Origin of the sequence: Vibrio sp. SCSIO 43137, assembly GCF_028201475.1 — a bacterium.
In the GTDB taxonomy this organism is placed as follows: Bacteria; Pseudomonadota; Gammaproteobacteria; order Enterobacterales; family Vibrionaceae; genus Vibrio.
In genome coordinates this window covers 2,784,553-2,798,692 of sequence record NZ_CP116383.1, presented here as the reverse complement: position 1 = coordinate 2,798,692, position 14,140 = coordinate 2,784,553, and the positions used below count along the sequence as shown (strand labels likewise).

Below are 14,140 nucleotides of genomic sequence, written 5' to 3'. Positions count from 1 at the left end.
CCTGATATCCGATTATGTATAAAACCAACCCACCCAAATACTCTGCTAAAGAGAGTGCGATTTATCTGCTAAGCCGCAGAGATCACGGTGTATATGAGTTAGCACAAAAGCTGGCTACAAAGGGGTATGAGGCAGAGGAGGTAGAAAGCGCCATTCAGTTTTGTCTGGACAGTAACTATCTGGATGATCTCCGATACGCAAGGAGTCAGATCCGGCAACACATCAGTAAAGGCAACGGCAAGTTGAGAGTCTTTCAGGATCTAAAATTAAAAAGAGTGGCAGAAACGGATATTAACCTCGCTTTTGATGAAGAAGAGCCAGACTGGTACCAGTTAGCAAAAAATGTCGCGCTTAAGAAGTTCAAGGGAGTGAAAGCAAAAGATCAAAAAGAGTATGCAAAACAAGTACGTTTTCTGCAGTATCGCGGATTTGATTTTGAGCAGATAAATTACGCCCTGTCAGAGCAAGAGTAAGCTAACTTTTAATTCACCGCCCTTTCTATGAAGAAAATTAGGCTATTTTCTTCCCTTGATTTACAATACCCGCCAAATAACTAGTTATGGGCAATTTTTGCCCGAAACCCATCTCAAGATTTTCAGGAAGAGTCGCATGTACATGAGCACCGACGAGATACGCCGTGCGTTTCTTAAGTTCTTTGAAGACAAAGGACATCAGATTGTAGAAAGTTCTTCGTTAGTTCCGGCCAATGATCCAACATTGCTGTTTACTAACGCAGGTATGAACCAGTTTAAAGACTGCTTTTTAGGTTCAGAAAAGCGCGCCTATACGCGTGCAACCAGTGCACAACGTTGTGTTCGTGCCGGTGGTAAACATAATGACCTTGAGAATGTAGGCTTTACCGCCCGCCACCACACCTTTTTTGAAATGTTGGGTAACTTTAGTTTTGGCGACTATTTCAAAGAAGATGCCATCGCATATGCGTGGGAATTTCTGACCGATGTACTTAAGCTGCCGCAAGAGCGTCTGCTGGTAACTGTATATCAGACTGATGATGAAGCTTTCGAACTGTGGAACAAAAAGATGGGCATTCCTGCCGATCGTATTGTCCGCATTGGTGATAAAAAAGGTGGTAAACCTTACGAGTCTGACAACTTCTGGCAGATGGGTGATACCGGCCCTTGTGGTCCATGTACTGAGATCTTCTATGATCATGGCGAACATATCTGGGGCGGCCGTCCGGGTACTCCTGAAGAAGATGGCGATCGCTTTATTGAGATCTGGAATAACGTATTTATGCAGTTCAACCGTCAATCAGACGGTACCATGGAACCTCTGCCTAAGCCGGCAGTAGATACAGGTATGGGTATTGAGCGTATTGCTGCCATTATGCAGGGCGTTCACTCAAACTATGAGATTGATGTATTCCAGACTCTGATCAAAGCTGCTGCTGAAGTAACGGGTTACCAAGATCTTTCTAACCAGTCTCTGCGCGTTGTTGCTGACCATATCCGTTCTTGTGCCTTCCTGATTGTTGATGGTGTGATGCCGTCTAACGAAGGCCGTGGTTACGTTCTTCGCCGTATTATCCGTCGCGCGGTTCGTCACGGTAATAAGCTTGGTGCGCAAGGTGCATTCTTCCATAAACTGGTTGGTGTTCTTGCTGACGTTATGGGTAGTGCAGGTAGCGAGCTGAAGAAGCAGCAGGCTATGGTTGAGAAAGTACTGCGAATCGAAGAAGAGAACTTCGGCCGTACTCTTGAACGTGGCATGGTGATTCTCAACGAAGCGCTGGATAACCTTGACGGCAAAGTTCTGGACGGTGAAACAGTATTTAAACTGTACGATACCTACGGCTTCCCTGCGGATCTGACTAACGATGTAGCTCGTGAAAGAGAGTTTACTATCGATGAAGCTGGCTTCGAGAAAGCGATGGAAGCACAGCGTCAGCGTGCCCGCGAAGCAGGACAGTTTGCCACCGACTACAACGAAGTGATTAAGGTGGACTCTTCCAGTGAGTTTAGTGGTTACCAAGGAACAGAGGACAAATCTGCGGTTGTTGGTTTATTTGCTTCCGGCAACGAGGTGGACAGCCTGTCTGCCGGTGATAAAGCTATTTTGATCCTTGAGAAAACACCTTTCTATGCTGAGTCTGGTGGCCAGTGTGGTGACACAGGTGTTATCAAAACTGAATCAGGCCTATTTAAGGTCGATGATACTCATAAACTGGGTCACGCAATTGCACATCACGGTGAACTTGTAGAAGGTGTACTGGCGAAAGGTGATGCTGTCAGCGCTCATGTCGATGCAGAACGCCGTGCAGCCACTTCACTAAACCACTCAGCCACTCACTTGCTACATGAAGCCTTGCGCCGTGTACTTGGTGAGCATGTTATGCAGAAAGGCTCGCTGGTTAAGCCGGATCATCTAAGATTTGACTTCTCTCATTTAGAAGCGGTTAAGCCACAAGAGCTGAAAGAAGTTGAGCGTCTTGTAAACGCCGAAGTGCGTCGCAACCATGTTATTGCTACCGACATCATGGATATCGAGTCAGCTAAAGCGAAAGGCGCAATGGCTCTGTTTGGTGAGAAGTATGACGATGAAGTTCGTGTACTTTCAATGGGCGATTTCTCTACCGAGCTTTGTGGTGGTATTCACGCTAATAATACCGGTGATATCGGTCTGTTTAAGATCACTTCTGAAGGTGGTATTGCTGCGGGTATTCGTCGTATTGAAGCGGTTACCGGTGAAGCTGCGCTGGATACCCTAGATGCACAGCATGAGCAGTATGAAAGCAAAGTTGCAGATATGGTGTCTAAGGCCAAGGCTCTTGAAAAAGAGATTCAGCAACTGAAAGATAAGCTGGCTTCTCAGGAGAGTGCAAATCTGGCCAGCAAAGTTGTCGAGATTTCTGGTGTTAAAGTACTGGTTAGCCAGCTTAATGGCGCTGATAATAAAGCACTTCGCGGTATGGTTGATGAGCTTAAGAACCAGATCGGCAGCGGCATTATCATGTTGGGTAATGTTTCCGGTGATAAAGTTGGCCTGATTGCTGGTGTAACGAAAGACCTGACTTCTAAAGTTAAAGCGGGTGAGCTGGTGAATATGGTTGCCCAGCAGGTAGGTGGTAAAGGTGGCGGCAGACCTGATATGGCTCAGGCTGGTGGTACAGATGCTTCAGCACTACCGGCAGCACTGGAATCTGTCAGCGACTGGTTAACAGAACGCCTGTAAACTAATTTATACTAATAAAAGCCAACTAATCTTATGTTAGTTGGTTTTTTTATTGACCAATATTAAGTATTGCCATTCTGATATAAGGATACAATCCGACTCTGTATCAGGATGATTAAGAAAGCTAAAGGTAACGTCCGGTGAAAAAACCGTTACTTGTACTAAAATTTGGTGGCACATCAGTGGGTTCTGTAGAAAGGATCAGAGCTGTAGCCCAACGCTTAGTCAATTTAAGAGATCAAGGCAATCAGTTGGTTGTGGTTGTATCTGCCATGTCTGGCGAAACCAACAGATTGATGTCTCTGGCGCAAGAGATCGACTCGGTACCAACGGCGCGGGAACTCGATGTTCTTTTAACGGCTGGTGAGCAGGTATCAATGGCACTGCTGGCGATGGAGCTTAACCGGTTAGGTCGCTCTGCAATATCGCTGACGGGCGGTCAGGCTAAAATCAAAACTGACAGTGTTCACAACGATGCCAGTATTACTGAAATCGAGACGGATTATATCCGCACCCTGTTGCAAGATGATCAAATTGTCATCGTGGCCGGGTTTCAGGGCGTTGATAAACATGGCCATATTACTACCCTTGGTCGTGGTGGTTCTGATACCACGGCGGTGGCACTGGCGGGTGCTCTGAATGCTACAGAGTGTCAGATCTTCACTGACGTGGAAGGTATCTATAGCTGCGATCCCCGTGTTGTAAAACAGGCGGTTCAACTGGAGAGTATCGACTTTCCGAATATGGAAGAGATGGCCCGAAAAGGGGCAAGGGTACTTCATTTGCCTTGTGTGCAGGAGGCGTGGCGAAACAGGGTTCCTTTAAGAGTTCGTTCTTCTTTTTCAGAAAAAGAGGGCACTCTGGTAAAAGGAGAAACCTGCCATCACGGGATCTGTGGCATTGCCATCCAGAGAAATCTGATTTTTGTTCAGGTTGAAAAAAGTGACTTTGATGCTTTAGTTAAACAGTGTCAGGTACTGGGGATCCCCCTCTGGACTGTGATCGAGGAAACAGAACGAAACGGTGTTGTAATTGATTGTAATGCTTATGCCAAGTTAGGGCTGGTGTTTAGTCATAAAATCCGTAATAGTGAACAAGTGAGTTCGCTGACCTGTGTAGGCAGCAAAGCTAAAGGGATTGTACAACACTCATATAATTTACTTGTCAGCAATGAAATAGCCGTATTTGCTACTTCAGTTGGCGAGCAATACTCAACCTTGCTGCTTAACCCAGCTAGTATTGATAGAGCAGCAAATATTATTCATGACAAATACATTGTTTCTAAGGAAGCGCTTACAGAACAACAAAAATATGCGGTTTCTTAACCCGGTTAAGTTTACCTTATCTATGATTTTGTTGGATAATAGCCTTATAAAGAGATAGTTAAGAGATTACTCAAGGAGCAGACGAATGCTGATTTTGACTCGCCGCGTAGGCGAAACCCTGATGATTGGAGATGAAGTGACAGTAACTGTACTAGGTGTAAAAGGTAACCAGGTACGTATCGGTGTTAATGCACCTAAAGAAGTATCAGTTCATCGTGAAGAGATCTACATGAGAATTCAGGCCGAAAAGGGCACAGGTAATTCCACATCAGGCAATTACTAATATAGACATTAAGGTCAGCATAAGCTGGCCTTTTTTGTGCCCGTTGTTTGCTGTTATTTCAGTTATCTGCTTAGTCTGCTTTGCCATTATATGAGTGTCGGGTGAACAGTTAACTTCCCTGAACTGAACAGCTTACTGCAGCTCTGAATCCTGCATGTCTGGGTCAGCCGGGTATAAAAAAGTGCAAAAATAGTTCTTGTTGGTTGAATACTGTTCTATCACACATTTTTTATAAGTTTTATCCCAGAAAGTAATTGACTTATTTTCGGTAAATCGTAATATGTGCCTCCGCAAGACGGTGAGGTGGCCGAGAGGCTGAAGGCGCTCCCCTGCTAAGGGAGTATACGGTTTGTAGCCGTATCGAGGGTTCGAATCCCTCCCTCACCGCCATTCTTGCAAACGTTAGAAATACGCGCTCGTAGCTCAGCTGGATAGAGTACCTGGCTACGAACCAGGCGGTCGAAGGTTCGAATCCTTCCGAGCGCGCCATTTCTGAACAGTGGTGAGGTGGCCGAGAGGCTGAAGGCGCTCCCCTGCTAAGGGAGTATACGGTTTGTAGCCGTATCGAGGGTTCGAATCCCTCCCTCACCGCCATTTATTAGCTGTAAGCAGCTAATATTTATGGTCATTAAGACCATTTTTTTCGTTTCTTAGAAATGAAAATGTGATATAGTTCACAACCTGCGCGCTCGTAGCTCAGCTGGATAGAGTACCTGGCTACGAACCAGGCGGTCGAAGGTTCGAATCCTTCCGAGCGCGCCATAATTTGTACGGTCTTCGGTTATCCGAAGTTCGCATTAGATTAAGTCTCTGGCTTAATTTGATAAAACATCGCGCGCTCGTAGCTCAGCTGGATAGAGTACCTGGCTACGAACCAGGCGGTCGAAGGTTCGAATCCTTCCGAGCGCGCCATAATTTGTACGGTCTTCGGTTATCTGAAGTTCGCATTAGATTAAGTCTCTGGCTTAATTTGATAAAACATCGCGCGCTCGTAGCTCAGCTGGATAGAGTACCTGGCTACGAACCAGGCGGTCGAAGGTTCGAATCCTTCCGAGCGCGCCATAATTTGTACGGTCTTCGGTTATCTGAAGTTCGCATTAGATTAAGTCTCTGGCTTAATTTGATAAAACATCGCGCGCTCGTAGCTCAGCTGGATAGAGTACCTGGCTACGAACCAGGCGGTCGAAGGTTCGAATCCTTCCGAGCGCGCCATAATTTATACGGTCTTCAGTTATCTGAGGTTCTCATTACGTTAAGTCTCTGACTTAGTTGTAATAAAACATCGCGCGCTCGTAGCTCAGCTGGATAGAGTACCTGGCTACGAACCAGGCGGTCGAAGGTTCGAATCCTTCCGAGCGCGCCATTCTTCAAAGCCCTGCAATCGCAGGGCTTTTTTAGTTTGCTTCACAAAACAAACAATTTCTTTCCGGTTTTTCATCGGTTTTTCCTGACAAGTATTGCTTTTTTTACATATATCTCAGTAATTTGCCCCATTTTTGCTTAAGTTATTCCCTATGGTTCTGGTGAATTGCTGGATAGACCATTATTATCTTGGTGGGTTATTTCGTCTAACTATCAGTCGGTTGCAACTACTTTGCCGCTATTAGGCTGCTGTTTAAATGCAACCGATACAATTGACAATCGATTGCCAATCGAGATAATCCTAAGCCACATCTGTTTCGTTTAATGGATCTCGAAACAGACAGCTTGTCTCAATGACAAAGAAAGGAATCATAATGACAGATATTGGAAGTTTATTAGGAGAAGCCGCTACTCTCATGTTTACTGGCATGGCAGTAGTATTTGTTTTCCTCACCATTCTTATTTACATAGTCAGGCTAATGTCGAATCTGGTACCAGAAGAGGCACCACAGCCCGTTGCTATGCCCAACACAAAATTAAATAGTCAACAAACATCGTCTGCTGTTAGTCCGCAAGTTGTTGCAGCAATTTCTGCTGCGGTACATCAGTACCGAACTTCTGCTTCTAAATAGTAGTTAAAATTCGATTAAAAGGAGTTATAGAGCATGTCTAAACCACTTGCTATTACTGATGTAGTGTTACGCGACGCCCACCAGTCCCTGTTCGCTACCCGTATGCGAATTGAAGATATGCTGCCGATCGCAGCAGAACTGGACAAAGTAGGCTACTGGTCTCTGGAAACATGGGGAGGGGCGACCTTCGATTCATGTATTCGTTTTCTCGGCGAAGATCCGTGGGAAAGACTACGTGAGCTGAAAAAAGCGATGCCGAATACCCCAATGCAGATGCTGTTACGCGGACAGAACCTGCTGGGCTACCGTCACTATGCGGATGATGTTGTAGAGAAGTTTGTTGAACGCGCACACAAAAACGGAATGGATGTATTCCGCATCTTTGATGCCATGAATGACGTACGTAACTTCCAGAAGGCCGTTAAGGCGACTGTGGATGTTGGCGCTCACGCTCAGGGTACGCTCTCTTATACGACCAGCCCGGTACACAACTCAGATACATGGGTAGATCTTGCTAAGCGTCTTGAAGACTTAGGCTGTCACTCTATCTGTATCAAAGATATGTCCGGCCTGCTAAAACCTTATGAAGCGGAAGAGCTGGTTACCCGCATTAAAGAGTCGTGTGATGTGCCCCTTGCCCTTCACTGTCATGCTACTACCGGTCTTTCTACTGCGACAGCGGTAAAGGCGGTTGAAGCTGGTCTGGATATTCTGGATACCGCTATCTCCTCAATGAGCCAGACCTATGGTCATACTCCGACAGAAACTGTTGTTGCCATGCTGGAAGGTACAGAGCGCGATACCGGCCTGAAACTTGACCAGATTGAGCCTATTGCGGCTTATTTCCGTGAAGTACGTAAAAAGTATGCCAAGTGGGAAGGCGCCCTTAAAGGTGTCGATTCCCGTATACTTATTGCTCAGGTTCCGGGCGGAATGCTGACTAATATGGAAGGCCAGCTAAAAGAGCAGGGTGCTGCAGACCGGATTGACGAGGTACTGGAAGAGATCCCAAGAGTACGTAAAGATCTTGGATACATTCCTCTGGTAACACCGACTTCCCAAATCGTAGGTACACAAGCCGTTATCAACGTTCTGACTGGTGAACGCTATAAGAGCATCACTAAAGAGACAGCAGGTGTTCTGAAAGGCGAGTACGGTGCGGCACCGGCTGACGTTGATGCTGCTCTGCAAGCCAAAGTACTGGATGGCGGAGAAGCGATTACCTGTCGTCCGGCTGACCTTATTGACGATGAGTTAGAGGCCCTGACTGCTGAACTGGCGGAAAAAGCCAAGGCAGAAGGCATCAAGCTGGCTGATGAGACAGTGGATGATGTACTGACATACGCTCTGTTCCCGCAAGTTGGCCTTAAGTTCCTTAAGAACAGAGGCAACCCTGACGCGTTTGAACCAGCTCCGGGTACAGAACCTGAAGTGAAAGCAGCCCCTGTTGCTGCGGCTGCTCCGGGCGCAGTGGAAACTTACAGTGTTAAAGTTGATGGTCAGGTATATGACGTTGAAGTAGGCCCTCAGGGACAACTGTCTTCAGTTACACCTGCTGCTAAAACAGAAGCAGCGCCTGCACCTGCTCCGGCAACGGGTGCCGCAGAAGATGTAGCTGCACCTCTGGCTGGTACTATTTTCAAAGTAAACGTTCAGCCGGGCTCTCAGGTTGCAGAAGGCGATGTTCTTTTGATTCTGGAAGCGATGAAGATGGAAACAGAAGTACAGGCAGCGAAGAGTGGTACGGTTGCCGCAGTCCATGTTAAAGAGGGTGACTCTGTGACTGTTGGTGCTCCGCTTCTGAGTCTGGCATAAGGGAGAGTCATGGAAGGATTACAGATTCTTTGGTCTGAAACAGGGATAGCTAATTTCGACTTTGGTCAGCTCGCGATGATCTTAGTTGGTTGTATCTTACTGTTCTTAGCCATACGTAAGGGCTTTGAGCCCTTACTTCTGCTGCCAATAGGTTTTGGTGCCATTCTGGCCAACATCCCTAATGCCGGTTTTACCGAGGAAGGCGGACTGCTCTACTATGTCTACTATGTTGGTATCGAAACAGGCGTGTTCCCGCTGCTGATCTTTATGGGCGTGGGGGCTATGACGGATTTCGGTGCGTTAATCGCTAACCCGAAAACCCTCTGGCTGGGGGCTGCGGCTCAGTTTGGTATTTTTGCCACTCTGTTTGGCGCAATCCTGCTTAACTATGTTCCCGGAATGGAATTCTCCCTTGCGGACGCTTCGTCTATCGCCATTATTGGTGGTGCGGACGGCCCGACGGCGATTTTCCTCTCCAGTCAGCTCTCTCCAGATCTTCTCGGGGCGATTGCTGTAGCGGCTTATAGTTATATGGCTCTGGTACCGATTATTCAGCCACCGATTATGAAGGCGCTAACCACTCCGGAAGAGCGTACTATTAAGATGGCTCAGCTACGTCATGTCAGTAAGACAGAGAAAGTGCTGTTCCCGCTGGCGGTATTAGTGATGACCATTTTGTTCTTGCCTCCGGCAACGCCGCTGGTGGGCATGTTCTGTCTGGGTAACCTGATGCGGGAAGCGGGCGTGGTAGAGCGTCTGTCTAAAACTGCGCAGAATGAGCTTATCAACATTGTGACCATCTTCCTTGGTCTTGGTGTCGGTTCTAAGCTTCAGGCGGAACAGTTCCTCAATGTTGAGACTCTGGGTATTCTGGCTCTGGGTGCTGTGGCATTTAGTATTGGTACAGCTGCCGGTGTTCTGATGGCTAAACTGCTCAACAAGTACTCCAAAGAGGATATTAACCCGCTTATCGGCGCAGCCGGTGTTTCTGCAGTACCTATGGCAGCACGGGTTGTAAATAAGGTCGGCTTACAGGCTAACCCGCAAAACTTCCTGTTGATGCACGCAATGGGGCCGAATGTGGCGGGGGTACTGGGCTCTGCGGTAGCCGCAGGTATACTGCTGGCTCTGGTTGGATAAGCCAGAGTTAAGTTAGCGGATAGCTTGGTCTGATTATGGTGAATTAGAGTTCACTTATTCTGACAAAATAGTTTATAGTCAAAGGGATGCTAAGGCATCCCTTTGTTTTTTCCAGCTATAGGGACATACGTATGACAGAAAACTTGAAAGTGGTTATTCCGCAGTTTGGGGAGCCTGAAGTGTTGAGAGTTGACTCTTTTCCAATACCTGAACCTGCAAAGGGAGAGGTGTTAGTAAAGGTTCATTTCTCCGGTGTAAACCCTATTGATGTTAAGACCCGTGCCGGATTGGGCTGGGCAGCCGAGAGCAACCGTGACAACCTGCCGTGGACGCCCGGGTACGATATCTGCGGCAAGGTAGTTTCTATAGGGGAAGGTGTTGAGCATCTGGTTGTGGGAGACAATGTTGCCGGTCTGGTTGGTTTTCCGTTATCAGGCGGAGGCTACAGCCAGTATTTATCCGTAGAGGAAACACAGCTGAGTCTGGTTCCTGATGCAGTGATGTTTGAAGCCGCAGCGGCATTGCCGGTCGCAGGTCAAACCGCAGCTCAGGCTGTCAATAAAGCTCAGATTCAGGCAGGTGAAAGGGTGCTGATTTTGGCCGGAGCTGGTGGTGTTGGTCATATCGCAGTGCAACTCGCAGTTGCTGCGCAGGCGGAAGTGTACACAACCTGCAGTGAAGCTAATCTGGATTATCTGGCAACCTTAGGTGCCCATGCCGTTAACTATCAGTTTGCTCCGGTTTCCGAGCGGGTGAATGAGGTGGATGTACTTATCGACCTTGTCGGCGGAGATGCGGCACTGGATGCATTGAAATGTCTGCGTGATAACGCCAGAGTGATCACCATTCCGACCATTACTAAAGATATGATCTGTGAGAAAGCAACCACACTCGGTTTTACTGCCAGTGGCATGTTGGTTGAGCCTAATCCGGAACAGATGGATGCCCTGCTGTATATGGTGAGCGTCGGCCTGCTTAAAGTCGATTTTCAGCCAGCGGTTCCTTTCCGCGATGTTGCAGAGGTTCATAAACAGATTGAAACCGGCCATACCAGAGGTAAGTTGTTGCTGGATATGCAGTGCTAGAACCTCTTTATCAGTTGTTTGCTGAGTCTGCGCTATGGGTGCTTTTTTTTACCGGTTTTCTTAGCGCAACTCTTTTGCCTGGCGGATCTGAAGCATCACTTTTGGCGACATTGGCAACTAACAACTATCTTCCAAGCTTGATTATTTTAGTCGCAACCGCCGGAAACACCCTCGGCGGTTTAACTAATTATTGGCTGGGATTGTTAATTCCAAACCGAACTCGTGATGAAAAACATGGTCATAGAGCTATAGCCTGGATTAGCCGCTATGGTTATGGAGCGCTATTTTTTAGCTGGTTACCCGTTATTGGTGACCCCATCTGTTTAGCCGCAGGTTGGTTGAGAATGAAATTCTTACCTACAGTTATCATTATCACAATTGGAAAAGCTGTCCGGTATTCTGTACTAACTGCGCTGTTTTTTGGTTTTTTTTAAGGAATTTCTAATGAGAAAAGTATGGCTTGGCGTTGTATCTTTCGTGGCCCTATACGGCTGTTCTCAGACAACTCTAGTCAATTTCACAGGTTCACTGCCGCAAGGTGTGACTCTGATTGAAACCTCTCAGACAGAGCAGGGAAAGGTTTCTATTCCTTACTCTAAGTACCAGTTAGATAATGGTCTGACGGTTATTTTGTCTCAGGATAAATCTGATCCCCTTGTTCACGTTGATGTCACTTATCATGTCGGTTCTGCAAGAGAGGAGGCGGGTAAGTCAGGTTTCGCTCACTTCTTTGAGCATATGATGTTTCAGGGGTCAGAGAATGTTGGTGATCAGGAACATTTCAAAATTGTCACTGAAGCGGGCGGAACATTAAACGGTACCACTAACCGTGACAGAACCAACTACTTTGAAACCCTGCCGTCCAATCAACTGGAAAAAGCACTCTGGCTTGAATCTGACCGTATGGGCTTTTTAATTGATGCTGTGTCACAGAGGAAATTTGAGATACAGAGAGATACAGTTAAAAACGAACGGGCACAAAATTACGACAACCGCCCTTACGGCCTGATGTGGGAAAGAATGAGTGAAGCCCTTTATCCTGAAGGCCACCCTTATTCATGGCAGACCATAGGCTATGTCGAGGATCTGGACAGAGTAGACGTTAACGATCTGAAAGCCTTTTTCCTACGTTGGTATGGCCCGAACAACGCTACCCTGACTATCGGCGGTGATTTTGATACTCAGCAGACTCTGGAGTGGGTGAACAAGTACTTCGGCTCTATCCCAACAGGTCCGGAAGTTAAAAATGCTGAAAAGCAGCCAGCCAAACTCACACAAGATAAGTTCATTACCCTGCAGGACAGAATTCAGCAGCCAATGGTCATGATTGGCTGGCCGACCACCTATCGTGGTGAAGAGAACCAAGAGGCGCTGGACGCGTTAGCGTCGATATTAGGTGATGGTAAAACCAGCCTGCTATATCAGAAACTGGTGAAAACCGAAGTCGCAATCGATGCTGGTGCCTTTCAGGATTGTGCAGAACTGGCCTGTAATTTTTATGTTTACGCTATGGGCAACTCAGGTAGCAAAGGCGATCTGACGCCTATCTATGAGGCGTTAATGTCAGCGCTATCTGATTTTAAAACCGAAGGGGTAGAGCAGGAGAAACTGGATCAAATTATCGGCAGCGCTGAAGCGAGTGCGGTTTATGCTCTGGAGAGTGTGCGCGGTAAGGTGACTCAGCTCGCTTCCAATCAGACTTACTATAATCAGCCCGATCGTATTCAGTATAAATTAGAGAAAATCAAAGCTGTAACGCCTGATGCGGTATTGCAGGTTTATCAGCAGTTTATCGAGGATAAGAACAAGGTTGTTCTCAGCGTTATCCCTAAAGGAAAAACGGATCTGGCTGTCAGGGAAGCCACCTTTGAGACGCCGGCAAGAACGCTGCCGGAGTATAACAAGATAAAGGCAGAAGAGCTTAATTATGTTAAGGCGGTAGATGATTTTGACCGTTCAGTTCAGCCACCGGTATCCGGTGCCGTAAAAGCGACCATGCCGGAGCTTTACCGTATTCATCTGGAAAACGGTATTGAAGTGTTAGCGACAGAGTCAAATGAGACACCGACAGTACTGATTGAGATACAGCTGCCTGCTGGTACACGTTATGTTCCTGAAGGAAAAGAGGGGCTGGCAGATCTTACTTCTGCAATGATGCAGGAAGGTACAACAGAGAGAAGTATAGAGCAGATACAGGCGGAACTGGATAAGCTGGGTAGCAGTATCAGTTTTGGTTCTGGTAATTACACCACTACGATTACCGTCTCTTCTCTGGAAAAGAACCTGACGGCGACATTAGCCATTGTTCAGGAGATGCTATTTAAGCCAGCTCTGCGTACGGACGATTTTGAGCGACTTAAAAAGCAGGCGCTGGAAGGTTTGGTTTACGAACATCAAAAACCATCATGGCTGGCTTCTCAGGCGACCAGACAAGTGTTGTTTGCTGACAGTGCATTTGGCCGCTCAAAAGACGGCACTGTAAAGTCAGTATCGGGTTTGACCCTGGATGATGTGAAGTCTTTCTATCAGACAAACTATACGCCACTCGGAACCCATGTTATCGCCGTTGGGGATATCACTAAATCAGACCTGACCAAAGAGCTTGGCTTCCTCAGTCGCTGGCAGGGTAAAGATGCTCCTCTGCTGCAGCCTCAGGTTATTCAGCCTCTGAACTCTCAGTCTGTTTATCTGGTGGATAAGCCGGGTGCTCCTCAGAGTGTGGTGAGAATTATCAGGCAAGGTCTGCCTTATGACATGGTGGGAGAGCAGTACCTGAGTAAGCTGGCGAACTATAACCTTGCCGGTAACTTTAATAGCCGCATCAATCAGAACCTGAGGGAAGATAAAGGCTACACTTATGGGGCTAATGGTTACCATGCCGGAAACAAAGAAGTAGGCCTGATTGTGTTTGACGCACAAGTGCGTGCTGATTCTACCCTTGCCTCCATTAAAGAGTTCTTTAAGGAGATGGATAAATACAGCAAAGAAGGCGTAACCGAGAGTGAGCTCGATTTTATGCGCCTCGCTGTAGGGCAAGGCGACGCACTGAAGTTCGAAACACCGGCTAAGAAGGCACAACTGCTGTCTAATATAATTAATTATTCACTGGATGATGACTATATTGAACAGAGAAATCAGCTGCTGGAAAAAGTGCGGAAGTCAACGCTTGATGAGTTGTCGTCACGTTGGTTTAAGCCGCAAGATTATCAGGTAATAGTGGTGGGAGACGCTAAAAAGCTTAAACCACAGTTAGAAGAATTAGATATTCCTGTTAAAGAGCTTGAAATATCCCGCTGACAGACAAAT

At 47.0% G+C, this 14,140-nt stretch carries 10 protein-coding genes and 8 tRNA genes; all 18 read left to right on the top strand.

The window, feature by feature from the left end:
* Positions 1–11 precede the first annotated feature (11 nt).
* The 18 genes from recX (at position 12) to PK654_RS13020 (ending at position 14,131) form a co-directional block, all read left to right on the top strand.
* Positions 12–473, top strand: coding sequence for a recombination regulator RecX (gene recX, locus PK654_RS13105; RefSeq protein WP_271698883.1), 462 nt, complete (start codon positions 12–14; stop codon positions 471–473).
* Between the two features lie 136 nt (positions 474–609).
* The gene (gene alaS, locus PK654_RS13100) at positions 610–3,192 is read left to right on the top strand and encodes an alanine--tRNA ligase (RefSeq protein WP_271696208.1); all 2,583 of its coding nucleotides are present in this window, start codon (positions 610–612) and stop codon (positions 3,190–3,192) included.
* Positions 3,193–3,332: 140 nt separating this feature from the next.
* A complete protein-coding gene (locus tag PK654_RS13095) occupies positions 3,333–4,517 on the top strand; it encodes an aspartate kinase (protein WP_271696207.1) in 1,185 nt (394 codons plus the stop codon).
* An 85-nt stretch (positions 4,518–4,602) separates the two neighbouring features.
* A complete protein-coding gene (gene csrA, locus PK654_RS13090; protein WP_271696206.1) occupies positions 4,603–4,800 on the top strand; it encodes a carbon storage regulator CsrA in 198 nt (65 codons plus the stop codon).
* 297 nt (positions 4,801–5,097) lie between these two features.
* Positions 5,098–5,190, top strand: a tRNA-Ser gene (locus PK654_RS13085).
* A 22-nt stretch (positions 5,191–5,212) separates the two neighbouring features.
* Positions 5,213–5,289: transfer RNA gene (locus PK654_RS13080), tRNA-Arg, on the top strand.
* A gap of 12 nt (positions 5,290–5,301) precedes the next feature.
* A tRNA-Ser gene (locus tag PK654_RS13075) sits at positions 5,302–5,394 on the top strand.
* Positions 5,395–5,485: 91 nt separating this feature from the next.
* Positions 5,486–5,562, top strand: a tRNA-Arg gene (locus tag PK654_RS13070).
* 73 nt (positions 5,563–5,635) lie between these two features.
* Positions 5,636–5,712, top strand: a tRNA-Arg gene (locus PK654_RS13065).
* Positions 5,713–5,785: 73 nt separating this feature from the next.
* Positions 5,786–5,862: transfer RNA gene (locus PK654_RS13060), tRNA-Arg, on the top strand.
* Between the two features lie 73 nt (positions 5,863–5,935).
* Positions 5,936–6,012 (top strand) — tRNA-Arg (locus PK654_RS13055).
* A gap of 74 nt (positions 6,013–6,086) precedes the next feature.
* A tRNA-Arg gene (locus PK654_RS13050) sits at positions 6,087–6,163 on the top strand.
* 373 nt (positions 6,164–6,536) lie between these two features.
* Positions 6,537–6,794: an oxaloacetate decarboxylase subunit gamma gene (locus PK654_RS13045; RefSeq protein ID WP_271696205.1), complete on the top strand. Its 258-nt coding sequence runs from the start codon at positions 6,537–6,539 to the stop codon at positions 6,792–6,794.
* Between the two features lie 33 nt (positions 6,795–6,827).
* Positions 6,828–8,609, top strand: coding sequence for a sodium-extruding oxaloacetate decarboxylase subunit alpha (gene oadA / locus PK654_RS13040; protein WP_271696203.1), 1,782 nt, complete (start codon positions 6,828–6,830; stop codon positions 8,607–8,609).
* A gap of 9 nt (positions 8,610–8,618) precedes the next feature.
* Positions 8,619–9,749, top strand: a complete 1,131-nt coding sequence (locus PK654_RS13035) for a sodium ion-translocating decarboxylase subunit beta (RefSeq protein WP_271696202.1) — start codon at positions 8,619–8,621, stop codon at positions 9,747–9,749.
* Positions 9,750–9,880: 131 nt separating this feature from the next.
* Entirely contained in the window at positions 9,881–10,834 is a 954-nt protein-coding gene (locus PK654_RS13030; RefSeq protein WP_271696201.1) for an NADP-dependent oxidoreductase, read from the top strand.
* Entirely contained in the window at positions 10,828–11,268 is a 441-nt protein-coding gene (locus tag PK654_RS13025; protein WP_271696200.1) for a YqaA family protein, read from the top strand. Before PK654_RS13030 ends, PK654_RS13025 begins: the two co-directional genes overlap by 7 nt.
* 10 nt (positions 11,269–11,278) lie before the next feature.
* The gene (locus tag PK654_RS13020; protein ID WP_271696199.1) at positions 11,279–14,131 is read left to right on the top strand and encodes a M16 family metallopeptidase; all 2,853 of its coding nucleotides are present in this window, start codon (positions 11,279–11,281) and stop codon (positions 14,129–14,131) included.
* Positions 14,132–14,140 lie beyond the last annotated feature (9 nt).